Source organism: Serratia sp. CY81684, from assembly GCF_052166595.1.
In the GTDB taxonomy this organism is placed as follows: Bacteria; Pseudomonadota; Gammaproteobacteria; order Enterobacterales; family Enterobacteriaceae; genus Serratia; species Serratia nematodiphila.
The window spans coordinates 1,202,804-1,219,532 of sequence record NZ_JBJNOO010000001.1; the positions used below are offsets into that span (position 1 = coordinate 1,202,804).

The 16,729-nt window shown below is 59.8% G+C and carries 20 protein-coding genes; 7 read left to right on the forward strand and 13 right to left on the reverse strand.

Annotated elements, in window-relative coordinates:
* Positions 1 to 33 precede the first annotated feature (33 nt).
* Together purB and hflD are read right to left on the reverse strand one after the other, a co-directional pair.
* The gene (gene purB / locus ACJ8QF_RS05965) at positions 34 to 1,404 is read right to left on the reverse strand and encodes an adenylosuccinate lyase (protein ID WP_004941193.1); all 1,371 of its coding nucleotides are present in this window, start codon (positions 1,402 to 1,404) and stop codon (positions 34 to 36) included.
* A gap of 22 nt (positions 1,405 to 1,426) precedes the next feature.
* Positions 1,427 to 2,053 carry a high frequency lysogenization protein HflD gene (gene hflD, locus ACJ8QF_RS05970; RefSeq protein WP_004941196.1) on the reverse strand — a complete coding sequence of 209 codons (627 nt, stop codon included), beginning with the start codon at positions 2,051 to 2,053 and terminating at the stop codon, positions 1,427 to 1,429.
* A 331-nt stretch (positions 2,054 to 2,384) separates the two neighbouring features.
* Here hflD and kup point away from each other — a divergent pair, with 331 nt between their 5' ends.
* On the forward strand, positions 2,385 to 4,253 hold the full coding sequence (kup, locus tag ACJ8QF_RS05975) for a low affinity potassium transporter Kup (protein ID WP_015377607.1): 1,869 nt from the start codon (positions 2,385 to 2,387) through the stop codon (positions 4,251 to 4,253).
* Between the two features lie 48 nt (positions 4,254 to 4,301).
* Here the strand turns inward: kup and mnmA are convergent, their stop codons facing one another.
* The 4 genes from mnmA to rluE all read right to left on the reverse strand — a co-directional run bounded on the left by mnmA (position 4,302) and on the right by rluE (position 6,952).
* Complete coding sequence (gene mnmA / locus ACJ8QF_RS05980; RefSeq protein WP_015377608.1) at positions 4,302 to 5,402, reverse strand: tRNA 2-thiouridine(34) synthase MnmA; 1,101 nt, start codon at positions 5,400 to 5,402, stop codon at positions 4,302 to 4,304.
* A gap of 106 nt (positions 5,403 to 5,508) precedes the next feature.
* A complete protein-coding gene (locus ACJ8QF_RS05985; protein ID WP_004941205.1) occupies positions 5,509 to 5,955 on the reverse strand; it encodes an NUDIX hydrolase in 447 nt (148 codons plus the stop codon).
* Positions 5,956 to 5,964: 9 nt separating this feature from the next.
* Positions 5,965 to 6,303, reverse strand: a complete 339-nt coding sequence (locus tag ACJ8QF_RS05990) for a lysozyme inhibitor LprI family protein (protein ID WP_004941208.1) — start codon at positions 6,301 to 6,303, stop codon at positions 5,965 to 5,967.
* Between the two features lie 22 nt (positions 6,304 to 6,325).
* Positions 6,326 to 6,952 carry a 23S rRNA pseudouridine(2457) synthase RluE gene (rluE, locus tag ACJ8QF_RS05995; protein ID WP_049188239.1) on the reverse strand — a complete coding sequence of 209 codons (627 nt, stop codon included), beginning with the start codon at positions 6,950 to 6,952 and terminating at the stop codon, positions 6,326 to 6,328.
* Positions 6,953 to 7,083: 131 nt separating this feature from the next.
* Between rluE and icd the strand changes: the two genes are divergently transcribed.
* A complete protein-coding gene (icd, locus tag ACJ8QF_RS06000) occupies positions 7,084 to 8,337 on the forward strand; it encodes an NADP-dependent isocitrate dehydrogenase (protein WP_004941215.1) in 1,254 nt (417 codons plus the stop codon).
* Between the two features lie 85 nt (positions 8,338 to 8,422).
* Here the strand turns inward: icd and uspF are convergent, their stop codons facing one another.
* On the reverse strand, positions 8,423 to 8,878 hold the full coding sequence (uspF, locus tag ACJ8QF_RS06005) for a universal stress protein UspF (protein ID WP_004941216.1): 456 nt from the start codon (positions 8,876 to 8,878) through the stop codon (positions 8,423 to 8,425).
* A gap of 508 nt (positions 8,879 to 9,386) precedes the next feature.
* Between uspF and tolA the strand changes: the two genes are divergently transcribed.
* Entirely contained in the window at positions 9,387 to 9,830 is a 444-nt protein-coding gene (gene tolA, locus ACJ8QF_RS06010) for a cell envelope integrity protein TolA (RefSeq protein WP_442537356.1), read from the forward strand.
* Positions 9,831 to 9,990: 160 nt separating this feature from the next.
* On the opposite strand, the gene ACJ8QF_RS06015 is transcribed toward tolA, so the two are convergent.
* The gene (locus ACJ8QF_RS06015; protein WP_004941220.1) at positions 9,991 to 10,281 is read right to left on the reverse strand and encodes a hypothetical protein; all 291 of its coding nucleotides are present in this window, start codon (positions 10,279 to 10,281) and stop codon (positions 9,991 to 9,993) included.
* Positions 10,282 to 10,428: 147 nt separating this feature from the next.
* Here ACJ8QF_RS06015 and ACJ8QF_RS06020 point away from each other — a divergent pair, with 147 nt between their 5' ends.
* Positions 10,429 to 10,848 (forward strand): GNAT family N-acetyltransferase, encoded by a 420-nt coding sequence (locus ACJ8QF_RS06020; protein ID WP_280630639.1) that lies wholly within the window; start codon positions 10,429 to 10,431, stop codon positions 10,846 to 10,848.
* Here ACJ8QF_RS06020 and ACJ8QF_RS06025 read toward each other — a convergent pair.
* Positions 10,845 to 11,057, reverse strand: a complete 213-nt coding sequence (locus ACJ8QF_RS06025; RefSeq protein WP_004941224.1) for a hypothetical protein — start codon at positions 11,055 to 11,057, stop codon at positions 10,845 to 10,847. The two genes, ACJ8QF_RS06020 and ACJ8QF_RS06025, sit on opposite strands and share 4 nt — an antisense overlap.
* Positions 11,058 to 11,150: 93 nt before the next feature.
* Positions 11,151 to 12,266, reverse strand: coding sequence for an AI-2E family transporter (locus tag ACJ8QF_RS06030; RefSeq protein ID WP_033640590.1), 1,116 nt, complete (start codon positions 12,264 to 12,266; stop codon positions 11,151 to 11,153).
* A gap of 294 nt (positions 12,267 to 12,560) precedes the next feature.
* Between ACJ8QF_RS06030 and ACJ8QF_RS06035 the strand changes: the two genes are divergently transcribed.
* Positions 12,561 to 12,698 (forward strand): hypothetical protein, encoded by a 138-nt coding sequence (locus tag ACJ8QF_RS06035; protein WP_004941229.1) that lies wholly within the window; start codon positions 12,561 to 12,563, stop codon positions 12,696 to 12,698.
* Between the two features lie 85 nt (positions 12,699 to 12,783).
* Here ACJ8QF_RS06035 and ACJ8QF_RS06040 read toward each other — a convergent pair whose 3' ends face one another.
* Positions 12,784 to 12,993 carry a tautomerase family protein gene (locus ACJ8QF_RS06040; RefSeq protein ID WP_004941231.1) on the reverse strand — a complete coding sequence of 70 codons (210 nt, stop codon included), beginning with the start codon at positions 12,991 to 12,993 and terminating at the stop codon, positions 12,784 to 12,786.
* Between the two features lie 17 nt (positions 12,994 to 13,010).
* A complete protein-coding gene (locus ACJ8QF_RS06045; protein WP_442537357.1) occupies positions 13,011 to 13,751 on the reverse strand; it encodes an SDR family NAD(P)-dependent oxidoreductase in 741 nt (246 codons plus the stop codon).
* Between the two features lie 122 nt (positions 13,752 to 13,873).
* On the opposite strand from ACJ8QF_RS06045, the gene ACJ8QF_RS06050 reads away from it, so the two are divergent.
* Positions 13,874 to 14,776 carry a LysR family transcriptional regulator gene (locus tag ACJ8QF_RS06050; RefSeq protein WP_004941236.1) on the forward strand — a complete coding sequence of 301 codons (903 nt, stop codon included), beginning with the start codon at positions 13,874 to 13,876 and terminating at the stop codon, positions 14,774 to 14,776.
* On the opposite strand, the gene ACJ8QF_RS06055 is transcribed toward ACJ8QF_RS06050, so the two are convergent.
* On the reverse strand, positions 14,751 to 15,959 hold the full coding sequence (locus ACJ8QF_RS06055) for an MFS transporter (RefSeq protein ID WP_164044750.1): 1,209 nt from the start codon (positions 15,957 to 15,959) through the stop codon (positions 14,751 to 14,753). The two genes, ACJ8QF_RS06050 and ACJ8QF_RS06055, sit on opposite strands and share 26 nt — an antisense overlap.
* Positions 15,960 to 16,187: 228 nt before the next feature.
* On the opposite strand from ACJ8QF_RS06055, the gene ACJ8QF_RS06060 reads away from it, so the two are divergent.
* Positions 16,188 to 16,646, forward strand: a complete 459-nt coding sequence (locus ACJ8QF_RS06060; protein ID WP_280630637.1) for a hypothetical protein — start codon at positions 16,188 to 16,190, stop codon at positions 16,644 to 16,646.
* Positions 16,647 to 16,729 lie beyond the last annotated feature (83 nt).

The following is a 16,729-nucleotide window of genomic DNA, read 5'->3' on the forward strand; positions in this document are numbered from 1 at the left end:
GTGGGCCGCCTTGTCGTTGTGGGTCTAACGCGCTTACTTCAGTTCGTCGACCATGGTGGTGGCGCGGCCGATATAGTTGGCCGGGGTCATCGCCTTCAGACGGGTTTTCTCTTCTTCCGGCAGCGCCAGGCCATCGATGAACGCCTGCATGCCGGCGGCGTCCACGCGCTTGCCGCGGGTCAGCTCTTTCAATTTCTCGTAAGGCTTTTCGATGCCGTAGCGGCGCATCACGGTCTGGATCGGCTCGGCCAGCACTTCCCAGTTGTGATCCAGTTCGTCCAGCAGGTGCGCCTGGTTGACTTCCAGCTTGCTGATGCCCTTCAGGGTGGCCTGATAGGCGATCAGCGCGTAACCCAGGCCCACGCCCAGGTTACGCAGCACGGTGGAGTCGGTCAGGTCGCGCTGCCAGCGGGAAACCGGCAGTTTGCCCGCCAGGTGGCCCAGCACGGCGTTGGCCAGCCCCAGGTTGCCTTCGGAGTTTTCGAAGTCGATCGGGTTGACCTTGTGCGGCATGGTGGAAGAACCGATTTCGCCGGCGATGGTCTTCTGCTTGAAGTGGTTCAGGGCGATGTAGCCCCAGATGTCGCGGTCGAAGTCGATCAGAATGGTGTTGAAACGCGCTACGCAGTCGAACAGCTCGGCGATGTAGTCATGCGGTTCGATCTGGGTGGTGTACGGGTTCCAGGTGATGCCGAGCGAGGTGACGAACGCTTCGCTGAACTGATGCCAGTCCACTTCCGGGTAGGCGACGATGTGGGCGTTGTAGTTGCCGACCGCACCGTTGATTTTACCCATGATCTCCACGCGCTCCAGCTGGCGGTACTGGCGCTCCATGCGGTAAGCCACGTTGGCGAACTCTTTGCCGACGGTCGACGGGGTCGCCGGCTGGCCGTGGGTGCGCGACAGCAGTGGGATATCGCGGTATTCCTGCGCCAGCCCTTTCAGCGCGTCGATGATCTTGCGCCAGTAAGGCAGCACCACGTCCTGACGGGCGCTTTGCAGCATCAGCGCGTGCGACAGGTTGTTGATGTCTTCGGAGGTGCAGGCGAAGTGGATGAACTCGGACACCGCGTGCAGCGCAGGCACCGCCGCCACTTTTTCCTTCAGGAAATACTCGACCGCTTTCACGTCGTGGTTGGTGGTGCGCTCGATGGTTTTGATGCGCTGTGCGTCTTCTTCATTGAATTCAGCGACGATTTTGTCGAGGAAAGCGTTTGCGTCGGCGTCAAAAGCGGGAACTTCCTTGATTTCTGCGCAGGCGGCCAGTTTTTGCAGCCAACGTACTTCAACCTGTACGCGGAATTTCAGCAGACCGTATTCGCTGAAAATGGGGCGCAGTGCGCTGACTTTATCACCGTAGCGTCCATCAACGGGGGAAACGGCGGTCAGTGAGGATAATTCCATCGGTAGCAACTCCTGGGATCGATTAACAATGAGCAACGATATTTTGCGCCTGCTTGAACAGACGATTACGGGAAAACATTAACTGCAGGCGGCTGCCGCCGACCTGTTGCCACAGCACGGCGGCGCGAATGCCGGCCAGCAGCGTGGCGCGAACCTTGGCCTGCACCTGCGGATTCTGCAGGATGGCCGGCGAACCGGTCACCTGGATGCGCGGCCCGAGCGGGCTGACCACGTCGACGTAAATACCGGCCAGCGCGCTGATGATGGTGTCCGACTCAAGATCGAAGTGCGCCAGCTGGCGTTCGAGCTGGCCGAGGCGTTCGCCGAGCGTGTTCATCGCCTGTTTGTTGGCGTTGAGCTTGCGCTCCAGCACCATCAGGCTGATGGTGTAGCGGGTCAGTTCCGCGCCCGGCCCTTTGTTGTTGGCATTCAGCACGCCCATCAGGGTTTCGAGGCCGACCATCAAATTGCGTTCTTCGCCGCCGAACACCGCCAGCGTGGAGGGCGGATCCATTTGCAGCAGGCTTTTCAGCGAGGTCTGAAACGCTTCGCGGTTGCATTGCCCTTCATGGGCCAACTGCTGAACCAAACGCGCCGACTGGCTGATGCCCGCCATGGCCAGCGTGATGTCATAATAATTCTTCGCCACGATGACTCCTGTAAACGCGGTGAACGGTACATGGCTTACTGCATAAGGTTGTGTGTATCGCAGGGGTAACGGCGGCGGCCGCGAACGGTAACGATCGGGCGTGGCTGTAACAACGATGACAACGAATGCCGCGGATCATGCCACAAAATCGAGGGTAAACCCAGCGTCTAATACGTCTGCGGTGAGGCGGAGGCGCCGTGCGGCGCAGAACTGCGCAAATAGGCGACGAAAATCGCCGGCGCGGCGGCGCGAACTTATTGTTGCTGCGGCAAATAAAGTGCGGCGGCTGCATCTATACTGCCAACGTGAACCCTCAAATAAAGACCTTTATATGCACGTAAAAAACAAGCAGCCACTGCCGGCGGTGACGCTGGCGGCCATCGGCGTGGTGTACGGCGATATCGGCACCAGCCCGCTGTATACCCTGCGCGAATGCCTGACGGCGGAGGAGGGCATCACCCTGACGCCGGCTTCGATTTACGGCTTTTTATCGCTGATTTTCTGGCTGCTGACGCTGGTGGTGTCGATTAAATACATCTGTTTCGTGATGCGCGCCGACAACGACGGCGAGGGAGGCATTCTGACGCTGATGTCGCTGGCGATCCGCAAGCTGGATGCGCGCTGGGTGCCGGCGGCGGTGCTGATCGGGCTGGTGGGCGGCAGCTTCTTTTACGGCGATGGGGTGATCACCCCGGCCATTTCGGTGCTCTCGGCCATCGAGGGGCTGCAGATTATCGCCCCCGAGCTGGATAGCTTTATCGTACCGCTGTCGCTGCTGGTGCTGACCGCATTGTTCGCGATCCAAAAACGCGGCACCGGCAGCGTCGGCAAACTGTTCGCCCCGGCGATGGTTATCTGGTTCCTGACGCTGGCGCTGCTGGGCCTCGGCGGCATTTTGCATCACCCCGGCGTGCTGCGGGCGCTGAACCCTTACTGGGCGGTGAATTTCTTCCTCGAATACAAGGCCGTGTCGTTCTTTGCGCTGGGCATGGTGGTGCTGTCGGTCACCGGCGCCGAAGCGCTGTACGCCGATATGGGCCACTTCGGTAAAAAACCGATCCGTCTGGCGTGGTTTACGCTGGTGGCGCCGGCGCTGGTGTTGAACTACTTCGGCCAGGGGGCGCTGCTGCTGGCCAACCCGGCGGCGATCAATAACCCGTTCTTCCTGCTGGCGCCGACCTGGGCGCTGATCCCGCTGCTGGTGATCGCTACGCTGGCGACGGTGATCGCCTCGCAGGCGGTGATCTCCGGCGTGTTCTCGCTGACGCGGCAGGCGGTGCGGCTGGGCTACCTGCCGCCGATGCGTATCATCTATACCTCCGATCAGGAGTCCGGGCAGATCTACATTCCGGTGGTGAACTGGCTGCTGTTCGCGGCGGTGCTGATCGTGATCGTCAGCTTCAAACACTCCAGCAACCTGGCCTCGGCCTATGGCATCGTGGTAACCGGCACCATGCTGCTGTCGTCGATTCTGCTGAGCATCGTGGCGGTGAAAAACTGGGGCTGGCCGCGCTATCTGGGCGGGCTGATGCTGCTGGTCATGCTGTGCATCGACGTGCCGCTGTTCGGCGCCAACCTGATCAAGCTGGCGACCGGCGGCTGGTTGCCGGTGGCGCTCGGGCTAATCATTCTGCTGATCATGCTGACCTGGAAGACCGAGCGTTCGCGCCTGATCCGCCGATTGCGCGACAACCAGGAAGGGCTGAGCGCGCTGATCGAGTCGCTGGAGAAGGCGCCGCCGAAGCGGGTGCCGGGCACCGCGGTGTTTATGGAGCGCACGCCGCATGCGGTGCCGCTGGTGCTGTTGCATAACCTGAAGCACAACAAGGTGCTGCACGAGCGCGTGGTATTGCTGACCATCGTCACCACCGACATGCCGTACGTGCACAACGTGCAGCGGGTGGCGATCGAACAGCTGTCGGCGAGTTTCTGGCGGGTGGTGGCGAGCTACGGCTGGCGCGAGACGCCCAACGTGACGGACATTCTTTACCGCTGCGGGCTGGAGGGGATGAGCTTCACCATGAACGAGACCTCGTTCTTCATGTCGCGCGATACGCTGGTGCTGGGCAAACGGCCCTGGTATCTGCGCGTGCGCGGCAAGGTGTTCCAGCTGTTGCAGCGCAACGCGCTGCGGGCGCCGGATCTGTTCGAAATCCCGCCGAACCGGGTGATCGAGCTGGGAGCGCAGGTGGAATTTTGAATAAAAAAAACGCTGCGGTAAACGCAGCGTTTTTCTTTTGCCGGGCAGTTACGCCAGGCGCTGTTCGATGATGCCGCCGCCGAGGCAGATTTCGCCCTGGTAGAACACCGCCGACTGGCCGGGGGTGACGGCGGAGACCGGCTCGTCGAAACGCACTTCGATGCGTTCATCGTCGAGCGGGGTCACGGTGCAAGGGATATCTTGCTGGCGATAGCGGGTCTTCACCGTGCAGCGGAACGGGCCGCTCAGCGGCAGGCGATCCACCCAGTGCAGCTGCTGCGCGATAAGGCCTACGGACATCAGGCGCGGGTGATCGTGACCCTGCGCGACCACCAGCACGTTGTTGGCCACGTCTTTATCCACCACGTACCACGGATCTTCGCTGCTGTCTTTCAGGCCGCCGATGCCCAGCCCTTTGCGCTGACCCAGGGTGTGATACATCAGGCCCTGGTGTTCGCCGACGGTCTGGCCGTCAACGCTGACGATCGGGCCCGGCTGCGCCGGCAGGTAGCGGCCGAGGAAGTCGCGGAACTTGCGCTCGCCGATAAAGCAGATGCCGGTGGAGTCTTTCTTCTTGGCGGTGACCAGCTCCAGCTGCTCGGCGATGCGGCGCACCTCCGGCTTCTCCAGCTCGCCGACCGGGAACAAGCTCTGCGCCACCTGCTCGTGGCTCAGGGTGTAGAGGAAGTAGCTCTGGTCTTTGTTGCCGTCGACGCCGCGCAGCAGGCGGCTTTTGCCGTCCACGTCCTGGCGGCGCACGTAGTGGCCGGTGGCGATGAAATCTGCCCCCAGATCTTCGGCGGCGAACTCCAGGAAGGCTTTGAATTTGATCTCTTTATTGCACAGGATGTCCGGGTTCGGCGTGCGGCCGGCCTTGTACTCTTCCAGGAACAGCTCAAACACGTTGTCCCAGTATTCCGCCGCAAAGTTCACCGTGTGCAGTTCGATGCCCAGCTTGTCGCAGACCGCTTGCGCGTCGGCCAGATCGGTCGCGGCGGAGCAGTACTCTTCGTCGTCGTCTTCTTCCCAGTTCTTCATGAACAGCCCAGCGACCTGATAGCCCTGTTGCTGTAACAGATAGGCGGTAACGGAAGAGTCGACGCCGCCGGACATACCGACGATTACTTTTTTCTGGCTGTTGTCTGACATGGGGATCTCACGAACTTGAACACGAACCGTGCTGATAAAAACAAGCGCAGGATTTTACCACGTTGGCCGCGCCGGCGCACTGTTCATCTTGTGCTGCCCGGCGCGCTTAATGCGGCCAGGCGAAGCTGCCGACCAGCGACAGCGGGTAGCGCTCCGGCTGCTGATAGCTGCGAATGCTCTCCGCCACCAGCGCGGAACGCAGGTTTGGCGCCTGCAAAATCTCGTCGGCGCTCAGCCACAGGCAGCGATCGATGTCGCTGTCGTGCGGCTCGGTCGGCAGCGGCTGTTCCAGCTCGATAACGAAGCAAAAACGCAGAAACGGCGTGCGATCCGGCGCGATCCACTGGTGCAGGCGCAGGAACGCCTGCGGCGTGGCGCGGATGCCGGTCTCTTCCCACAGCTCGCGCTCGGCGGCCTGCACCAGCGTCTCGTCGGCCTCCAGATGGCCGGCCGGCTGATTCCACAGCGCTTTGCCGTTGATGGTTTCTTCGACAATTAAAAATTTGCCGGCGGCGTGCACCACGCAGGCGACGGTGACGTGCGGTTTGAACATGCGCTCTCCTTACAGCGGTTTGTCGATGCGCCGATAGATATCGTCCAGCTCGGCGATGCGGGTGCGGTAGCTTTTGAGCAGACAGGCGGTGTCACCGCCGCACCGCTGGCGTTTTGCCAGCCAGGCCTGCTGGCTGTCCTGCATCGCGCCGCGCGCGCCCATGGCGAACAGGCCGCGCAGAAATTGATATTTGGTGGCCATTTGCACGTCCAGATCGTTCAGCGTGCGGTCGGCGCAGATGGCGCGTTCATCGCTGCCTGCCGCCTTGGCGCAGTCGAAGCTGGCGGCAGGGGCGGCGAACGGGGCCGCCAGAGCGGCGAGCAGCAGCGCGATCGGAGTAGATTTCATGGCGCCTCCATCAGTTATCGGTCTACAGGGAATCGATGGTTTTCCATTCACCGGGCTGCAGTGAACCCAGCGAAAGATTACCCATACTGTAGCGAATCAGGCGCAGGGTAGGGAACCCGATATGCGCCGTCATGCGACGCACCTGGCGGTTTCGCCCTTCGAACAGGGTGATTTTCAACCAGCTGGTGGGGATGGATTTGCGTTCGCGGATCGGCGGGGTGCGCGGCCACAGCCACTGCGGCTCGGCCACCAACTCCACCCCGGCGGGCAGTGTCGGGCCGTCTTTCAGCGTGACGCCGCTGCGCAGCAGCGCCAGATCGCTCTCCTGCGGCGCCCCCTCGACCTGCACATAGTAAATTTTGCCGGTGCGCTTGCCCGGCTGGGTGAGCTGCGCCTGCAGCTGGCCGTCGTTGGTCAGCACCAGCAGCCCCTCACTGTCGCGATCCAGGCGCCCGGCGGCGTAAACGTCGGGGAAGGGGATGTACTCTTTCAGCGTGGCGCGGCCGGCTTCGTCGGTGAACTGCGGCAATACGTCGAAGGGCTTGTTGAATAACACAATGCGGCGCGGCCCCTTCGGCGCGGCGGGTTTGGCGGCATTCGGCTTGCTGAATCGTTTAACTTTGTGATTTCTAACAGAGAATTTTTTCATAACGGTTGAGATTACGGATGATAAGCGCATTATAACCGAATCCGTTTCGGATTGGCGCGGACCGAATATTCAAGTAGTATCTACACGCATCTTACAAAGCATTAACAAAATTGCGCTTGAAGGAGAGGTTGATGGAAAGCAAAGTAGTTGTTCCGGCAGAAGGTAAAAAAATCACGATTGACGCCCAGGGTAAACTGGTTGTTCCTCATAACCCGATCATTCCGTTCATCGAAGGCGACGGCATCGGCGTTGACGTGACTCCTGCCATGATCCACGTGGTTGATGCGGCCGTTAAAAAGGCTTACCACGGCGAACGTAAAATCTCCTGGATGGAAATCTACACCGGCGAAAAATCTACCCACGTTTACGGTAAAGACGTGTGGCTGCCGGACGAAACTCTGGACCTGATCCGCGACTACCGCGTCGCCATCAAAGGCCCTCTGACCACCCCGGTCGGCGGCGGCATCCGTTCTCTGAACGTGGCCCTGCGCCAGCAGCTGGACCTGTACGTGTGCCTGCGCCCGGTGCGTTACTACCAGGGCACCCCGAGCCCGGTGAAACAGCCTGAGCTGACCGACATGGTGATCTTCCGCGAAAACGCTGAAGACATCTACGCCGGCATCGAGTGGAAAGCCGGCTCCGCCGAAGCGGACAAAGTGATCAAATTCCTGCGCGACGAAATGGGCGTGAAGAAAATCCGCTTCCCAGAGCAGTGCGGTATCGGCGTGAAGCCATGCTCCGAAGAAGGGACCAAGCGTCTGGTGCGTGCGGCGATCGAATACGCCATCACCAACGACCGTGACTCCGTGACCCTGGTTCACAAAGGCAACATCATGAAGTTCACCGAAGGTGCCTTCAAGGATTGGGGCTATGAGCTGGCGCGCGAAGAGTTCGGCGGCGAGCTGATCGACGGCGGCCCATGGCTGAAGATCAAGAACCCGAACACCGGCAAAGAGATCGTGGTTAAAGACGTGATCGCCGACGCCTTCCTGCAGCAGATCCTGCTGCGCCCGGCGGAATACGACGTGATCGCCTGTATGAACCTGAACGGCGACTACATCTCCGACGCCCTGGCGGCCCAGGTCGGCGGCATCGGCATCGCGCCGGGCGCCAACATCGGCTCCGACTGCGCCCTGTTCGAAGCGACTCATGGCACCGCGCCGAAGTACGCCGGCCAGGACAAAGTGAACCCAGGCTCCATCATCCTGTCTGCAGAGATGATGCTGCGCCACATGGGCTGGTTCGAAGCGGCTGACCTGATCGTTAAAGGCATGGAAGGCGCCATCGCCGCCAAAACCGTGACCTACGACTTCGAACGCCTGATGGAAGGCGCTAAGCTGCTGAAATGTTCAGAGTTTGGCGACGCTATCGTTAAACACATGTAAGTGTGTTCAGCGCTTCAATGAGAGCGGGAGCCTTAGGGCTCCCGTTTTTTTTACGGTTCAAATATGTGTGAGGTGTCGGACAGGCTCACTGAGTGGCGTTAGCCGATTCACGCACCACCAGCACCGGGCAATTGGCGTGGCGGACGACGGCGGTGGCATTGGAGCCGAGGAGATAAGTGATCGCAGAAGGGCGGTTGGAACCCATCACGATAATCTCCGCGTTGAGCGCATCGGCGAGCTCCAGGATCTGATCTTTAGGATCGCCGACGGCAACGTGCGTGGTCACTCTATCTTCAGGCACGCTGAATTCTTTGGCCGCTTTTGCCAGCCCCTCGGTTGCTACCGCAATGATTTCGTCTTTGGTTTCTATCGCCGCCGTGGCGGCAAAGCCGAAAGCGGCATAGGTGGCGCGCGACGGGATCACCGCCAGGAAATGGACGTGGGAGTCTTCGAGCCTGGCGAGCGCGTTGACATGCGGGATGACCTGCTGTGTTAATTCCGGTTCGGTAATATCCACGGGAACCAAAATAGTTTTGTACATACTCCCTCCTTATCGTTTTCAAAAAACTCCACTTTTTGGATTATAGCTGCTTAACGCCGAGAAAACGGCGATCGGTATGGCAGAACCAAAGAAATTGACCGCCAACAGGAAAAGTATGCAGAAACCGTTGTTGTGGCAATTGATTAGAAGCGGCTGATTCTGGCCGTTAAAGGCATGTGACGGCGTAACAAGCTGGGTGTTCGTGAACATGGCATCCAGCGATCCGGTTTATCTCAGCATTGTGAGCCAAAAGACCGTGTTGAAATTTATGTGTAGTGCTTACAAAGGATGAGCGAAAACGTGTATGCCGCCGCTGTCTATTCATACGTTGTTCTATCAAAAATTGGTGCGTCACTGCTGGTGTAGTGACGGACTTCACAGCCCCTGGCGAAAGTTTTGAGGTCAGTAGCGATGTATATTGATCCTGTATAACGTATTGGCCGGGGCTCTTTGCGTGGCCCAGCCTCAACTGATTTCACTACTGAGAATTATCCATAAGGACAGGGATATGAAAATAACGCATTCAAGCTATAAAACTGGCGTTGCCACAGTATTGGCGGCGATGACCGCGCTGGCATTAGCGGGGTGCGCCAAGAGCACGGCCCCCAGCCAAACCGATCCGGTAAATAAAGAGGTTGACGATCTTTTCACCAACCTTGGCGACCCAAAGACGCCGGCACCGGGAAAAGAGAAAGAACACTATATCGCTCAGTTGCAGGCCGCGATTCAAAGCCATTTGAAAGATGCCGAAGCCTACTCAGGCAAGCGTTGCGCATTGAGCATCAAGCTGGCACCGGACGGTATGCTGATCAGCATTCGGGCTGAACAAGGGGAACCGGAACTTTGCCAGGCCGCGATCAAAGCAATCGCCAATGCGCGTCTGCCTAAGCCGCCAACGGCCGCGGTTTACGAAGCGGTCAAAAACAGCACGTTGGAATTTCGCCCGCAGTAAATATAAAGGGCGGCAACTGCGATGCTAGACAATTAAACCAAAGCCATAGGCCGTACTTTCATGCGGCCTGTGAGTATTGGGTTGGGCAATATTTCGTATAACGTTTCCTAATGCTGAAGCCAGTTTTTGCGCATTATTTCACGGTATATGTCGCCAGAGTTTACCGATACATCATCGCGCTCACGCGCTCGCTTCGGTCTTTAAAACCGTTGCTGCGCATCGTGACCACATAGTAGCGATAGTGATGTTTCTGTGCGTATTCGCGCACCAGATCTTCGGCGAACAGGCCGCTGAAGGTGACGGTGGTGACAAACGTCAGCCCTTTCACTTCGTAGGTGCCGATCTCTTGCGGGGTGCCGATATACGGCGGCGGGAACACGGTTTTGTGGAACTGGCAGCCGGCCAGCAGCAGGGTAAACAGCAGGGCGGCGGGTATTTGCGGTATGCTCATCGGGAAAAGCTTTCCTTCCTTGGCGTGTGTTTTAGTAACTCTATAATAGGATTACAAAATTCGGCGGGGATGTAAAAATTATCCCGCTTCGGTTGCCGTTTCGTTGAAGCGGTGTTGCCGCCCCCCCATCAGAATGAAGGGATAAACATGTTTGTTCGTCTTGCCACTGAAACCGATGTCGCAGCCCTGATAGCCCTCGACAGCGTCGCCGAACACGAACCGCAGCGCGCGGCGCAGATCCGCGCCTGGTGCGGGCAGGGGGATTGCTATCTTGCCGAGGAACAGGACGTGGTGATGGGCTATGGCGTATTGCACTATCACTTCTTCGGCTGTGGCTTTATCGAGATGCTGATGGTCGGCGAGCGCTATCGCCGCCGGGGCGTCGGGCAGGCGTTGATTACGGCATTGAAGTCCCATTGCCGACACCCGAAGCTGTTCACTTCCACCAATCGTTCCAACCTGCCGATGCAGCGGCTGCTGCTGAACGCCGGATTTGTCGCCAGCGGCCAGATTGACAATCTCGATGACGGCGATCCGGAGCAGGTCTTTTTTACCCCGCTGCGCTAATACAACCGGACATCGACCGCCTGCTGTTGCAGCCAGGTGCTGACGTAGCCATAAGCGGCATAGAAGGCCAGCAGCGCGAAGATCAGCACCGAAAGCGAGGCCAAAAATTTGACGTCGCCGTGCTTCGAAAGCTGGTAAGCGCAAGAGATAAAGGCCAGCAGGCACAGCAGGGTGAAGGCGATGGCCAGCGTGGCGTAGAAAATAAGCATAACGAAACCCGTTCTTCCTTGTGAGCCTGGCAAGGATACCACAGACAAAAAAAGGGGCCCAAACGGGCCCCTGCGTGATTCGCTGCGGGAGGTTTACTCCACCGCGTCGGGATGGTTTTTGCCTTCCTCGATAAATTCTTCGTCGATCTCTTCGATGTTCTCCTCGCTGTCGCGGCCGGACAGGATGTTCCAGCAGGCGATGAACAGCGCGGCGATCAAGGGGCCGATGACGAAGCCGTTGATGCCGTAGATCTCCATGCCACCCAGGGTGGAGATCAGGATCAGGTAGTCCGGCATTTTGGTGTCTTTGCCCACCAGCAGCGGGCGCAGGATGTTGTCCACCAGGCCGATCACCACCACGAAGAACACTACCAGGAAAATGGCTTTCCACAGCATGCCGGTGGCGAAGAAGTAGATCACCGCCGGCACCCAGATGATGGCGGAGCCCACGGCCGGGATGATCGACAGGAACGCCATCAGCGCGCCCCACAGCAGGCTGCCGTCGATGCCGGTAAAGTAAAACGCCAGCCCGCCGAGCGCGCCTTGCACCACGGCGACCACCACCGTGCCCTTGACGGTGGCGCGGGAAACGGCGGCGAACTTCACGAACAGGTGGTGTTTCACGTGCTGGGAGAGCGGCAGCGCTTCGAGCGCCAGGTTCACCAGATAGGGGCCGTCTTTCAGAAGGAAGAACAGCAGGTAGAGCATCACGCCGAAGCCGACGACGAAGTTGAAGGTGCCCTTGCCGATCAGGAACACGCTGCCCGCCAGATATTGCCCGCCCTTGAGCGCCACCTCGGAAAGCTGCTTTTGGATCTCGGCGGCGCTGTTGAGGTTATGCTCCGCCAGGAAGCGCTGCGCCCAGCCGGGCAGGTGGCGCATAAAGTCCGCCAGCATGGTCGGCAATTGGCTGTTGTTGGTCTGCAGCTTGGTGTAGATCACGTTGAATTCCATCGCCAGCGACGAGGCGATGATCGCCAACGGCGTGAACACGATCAGGCAAATCAGCGCCACCGTCAGCAGCGACACCACGCCGTTGCGTTCGCCGACGTACTGCTTCAACTTCTTTTTCACCGGATGGAAAATCACCGCCAGAATAACCGCCCACAGCACCGAGGAGTAATAAGGCCCCAGCACGTCGAGAAAAGCGGCGGTAACGATGAACAGGATCAGAATAAAGAATCCCTTGGAAATGCCTTTAGACATCATAGTCGTCCCTCAAAAGATGAATTTTCAGCATAGATGAACTGAATGAAAACAACACTATCATCACCGTTGCTTAACCGGTAGGGGATTTTTAGTGGCGTATTCCATAGGGTTATTAAGGGCAAGGCGGGCGCCGCACGGTGAACAGGCGGCGGCGTGAGAAAAGAAAGAGCGCCAAATAATTAACAAAATTTATCGATTGTGTTTCATTTTGTGAGCCGCGCTTGCCGCCTGCGCCAGGCTTTCCTAGTTTTTAGGAGGGCGGCCGTTCGCCCGATACCACGAAGGAGTAGGCAAATGACTGAACACAAACGACTTGCCGTTATCGAAAAGGTGCTGCTGATCGCTTTCGCCGGTGTGCTGGTTTATCTTGCCGCGACCGGCGCCTTGTCATTATCGGGTCTGGACCATCACTGGCCTTATCCTTCGCGCTGAGCGTGATTGATCTCACCACGCAGACCCGATAACGATAACTAGCGGCTGTACCCTACGACACTGGATCCCCAGAATAAATCGCCCGTCATTCGCCTCGTTCTTTGGCGCGCAGGGCGGTGACGCTCTCTCCGCCGACGCCCCAGTTGTCGGTGGCTACCTCGTCAATCACCACGAAAGTGGTGTGGCGTGGCTTATTCAGCACCTGCTCCAGCAGCGCGGTGGCTCCCTCGATCAGCATGCGCTTTTGCGCGGCGCTGACCCCTTCGTCGGTCACTTTAATGTTGACGTATGGCATGGCGTTTCTCCCCGGTTTCACCAGACGCCGGCGGTGGCGCCGCCGTCAACCGCGAGCGCCGCGCCGGTAACGAAATTGGCGTCGGTCAGATACAGCACCGCATCGACGATGTCCTGCGGCTGGCCGACGCGGCCGGTTGGCGCCAGTTGCCGCATCTGCGCCAGGCTCTGTTCATCATTTTGATGCATCGGCGTGGCGATGATGCCGGGCGCCACGGCGTTGACCATCACGTTGTACGGCGCTAACTCCAATGCCAGCTCGCGCACGGCGTGGTTAAGGCCGCCTTTAATCAGCACCGGCAGCAAAGCGGGCACTTTGCTGTTGGGCTGCATGGCGATCGACGCGGTGATGGCGACGATGTGGCCGGCGCCGCGTTGCTGCATATGCCGGGCGGCGGCCTGCGCCGGGTAGAAGAAGCCTTTCAGATTGGTTGCCACCATCGCGTCGACCTCCTCCGGCGTATAGTCGGCGATCGGCTTAGCGATAAATATGCCGGCGTTATTGATGAGAATATCTACCTGACCAAAAGCCTGTGTCGCCAGGCTGAACAACCGTTCGGCGGTTTCCGGCAGCGCGATGTCTCCCGGTGCCAGCAGCAGATTGGCCGGGCGGCCGAGTTTGTCCGCCGCCGCCTGCAGCCGTTCAAGCGAACGGGCGTTTGCGACAACCTGATAGCCGCGCGCCAGGTAGGCTTGCGCGATGGCGAAGCCCAAGCCGCTCGATGCGCCCGTGACGATGACCGTTTTTACTTTGCTCATTTTCTCTCCTCGACAGGATAGGGATTGATCGTACGTGAACGGTAATCCATACCTGATGATTGAAAAATGAGGGGGAAAGAACTTTAATTTATACCTTATGTAATGAATTGGCAGGGAGAGACATGCAACGCCATTTTGACGACGTTCAGGTGGGCAGCATCGAGCTGTTTTGCCTGACGGTAGAAACCGGCAGCTTCACCGCAGCGGCCAATGCCGCCGGGATAACCCCTGCGGCGGTCAGCCGCTCGGTCGCGCGCCTGGAGACGCGATTGCAGGCGAAGCTGTTTATCCGCACCACGCGCCAGATGCGTGTCACGGATGCCGGCCAGCGTTATTACCTGGAATGTCGCCGGGCGCTGAGCCAGCTGATGGAGGCCGAGGCGAGCATTTCCGGCGAACGGGACAAACCGGTGGGCACGCTTAGCATCAGCGCGCCGACGCTGTACGCGCATTTTAGGCTGTTGCCGCGTTTGCCCGAGTTTGCGCAACGCTATCCCGATCTCAAGCTGAATCTGCACGTCAGCAATCAGAATATCGATTTCTCCGAAGATAAATTCGACGTCGCCATTCGCGGCAGCGAGCTGAACGACTCCGGCCTGGCGGCGCGGCGTCTGGAGGAGGCTGAACTGATCGTGGTGGCGACGCCGGGCTATTTGCAGCGCCACCCTGCGCCGCTCACGCCGGCGGATCTGGCTCGGCACGATTGCATTCAGTATGCGTTGCCCAGCACCGGCAGAAAAACCGCCTGGACGTTTAAGGTTCAGGGCGAAAACAGCAACGTGGATACTGCCGGGCGCTGGCTTTGCCAGGAAGATTACCTCGCTACGCTGACGCTGGTGAAAAGCGGCGCTGGACTGATGCAGGTGTATCGCTTTACCGTCGAACAAGAGTTGAGCAGCGGGGCGCTGGTCGAGGTATTGAAAGATTACGCCGGCGCCTCGCGTCCCTTCATCCTGCTTTACCCCTATGCGCGCTTCGTCCCGCTCAAGGTACGGAAATTCATCGATTTCCTGACGCAAGCGTAGCCGCCAGCGCCAATACCGCTCCAGACACCGCCGCCGCCAGCACCAGCCACGCCGGGGCCGCCCAGCCGGCTGCGGCCACGATGGCGCTCAGCGCGACCGGGCCGATCACCTGGCCGAGGTAGTTTCCCTGCATCACCAGCCCGAGGCTCAGCGGCAGCAGCGTCGGTTCCGGCGTCGCCGCCGGCGTGGCGGCCAAAATGGTGGCGGGCAGTATGCCGGCGATGGCGCAGAACAGGAAACACAGCGGGATCAGCAGGCCGTTGGGCGTCATCGGCAGGAAAATGCCGACGCCGAAGACCCCGATCAACAGGCTGGTGGCGGCGAGCAGCGTTCTGGCGGGCAGCCCGCGCGAGAGCAGTACGCCGGCGGCGAGGTTGCCGATGATGTTGGCGGCAACCGCCGCCGCGCTGATGCCGCCGGCGGCCGCCAGTGACAGGCCGATGCGCTGCATCAGGAAGATCGGCAAAAAGGTCATTACCGAGAAAAACTGCAGGTTGTATGTGGTGAACATCAGCGCCAGCAACAGCGGCTGGCGCGCCCGCAGCATCGCGCCCAGCGCTTGCCGCAGCGGCAGAGACGGCGAGTGCGCGTCGGCGGCGCGGCGGGATGTGGTCAGCGGCAGCAGCAGGGCGGCCAGCAGCGTCAGCGCCGCACCGGCCTGCCAGCTCTGCTGCCAGTCGGCCAGATGCGGGCCGAAAAACAGCGAAATGGCGATGCCCGCCGGCATGAAGGTGCTCCAGATGCCAAAAACCAGGCTGCGCTGCGCCGGGGCGACGATGCGGTTCAGCACCGCCGGCGAGGCAACCACCACGATCACGAAGCCGAGGCCTTCGACAAAGCGGCTGACGATCAGCCCGCTGAAGTCGTGCCGCGTGGCGCCGGCGAAGCTGGCGGCGCTGATGATCAGCAGCCCGAACGCCAGCAGGCGCCGGTCGCCCCAGCGGCGCACCAGCAGCCCGGCGGCTATGCCGCCGAACACCCCGACGAAAGGAAACGCCGAGATGACCCAGCTTAGCGCCTCCAGCGAGCGGCCGAACTCGGCCTGCAGCGCCGGCAGCGCGATGGTGGCCTTGCCCACGTGCAGCGCCGCGGCGATGCCGGCGAACAGCACATTGATGACGGCCAGCCAGGGCGTGGCGGCGGGGAGAACGCGGTCGATAGCGTCCGGTTTAATCGCAGTCATAACACTCTCCAGTGGCGGTAACGCCCTCACTATGCGTCTGCGCTACGACAGAAGTCGTTCAAATGCTGCGCTGTCACGTGGGGAAATTATTCATTTCGAGCTTTATTTTGCGCGCCTCGTTGTTTGGTGCGCCAGCGTGCCGCCCGGCGTGGACGCGTGTCCCCCTGCAACGGTTTACTGTTCCGGCACGCAGCAGGCGTGTTGAATTCACTTTATAAGGAGCAGTGTATGTCAGAGATGATGAACGAGAGTAGGGCGCCGGCCATTGAATGGAGCTATGGCGGCCGGGGCGATGATATCAGCAGCAGCCTGAGCCTCGACACGGTTGAGGAACAGCCGCAGGGTTTCTTGATGACGGTCGATCGGCCGGTGCAGATCTTTACAGAGGCGCTGTCGCCGCTGATGGCCTTTGTCACGCTGCTGCGCCCGCTGTATGCCAAGACCAGCGCAGGCTTTCAGTATGTGCCGGTTTCCCACCCCTGGACCGACGTGCAGCGCCTGCCGGCCAGCGCCGGTTATCTGGGGGTGCAGGTCAACGCCGGGCTGTTCTTCCACGGGGCCAAACCGACGCACTATAAAGATCGCGACGGCCAGATGAAGCCTATCGACGGCGGTACTCTTTTGCAGAACATCACCGTGCTGCATCAGGTGGCCCAGCCGCAAGGCCCGGGCGAAGGCGGGATCTGAGGCTGAAACGTTATCACGGGGCCGGACGCGGCCCTTATCTCGCCTTGAAAACCGCCCTTGGCTTGGGTAAAAAGGGTTGTCTA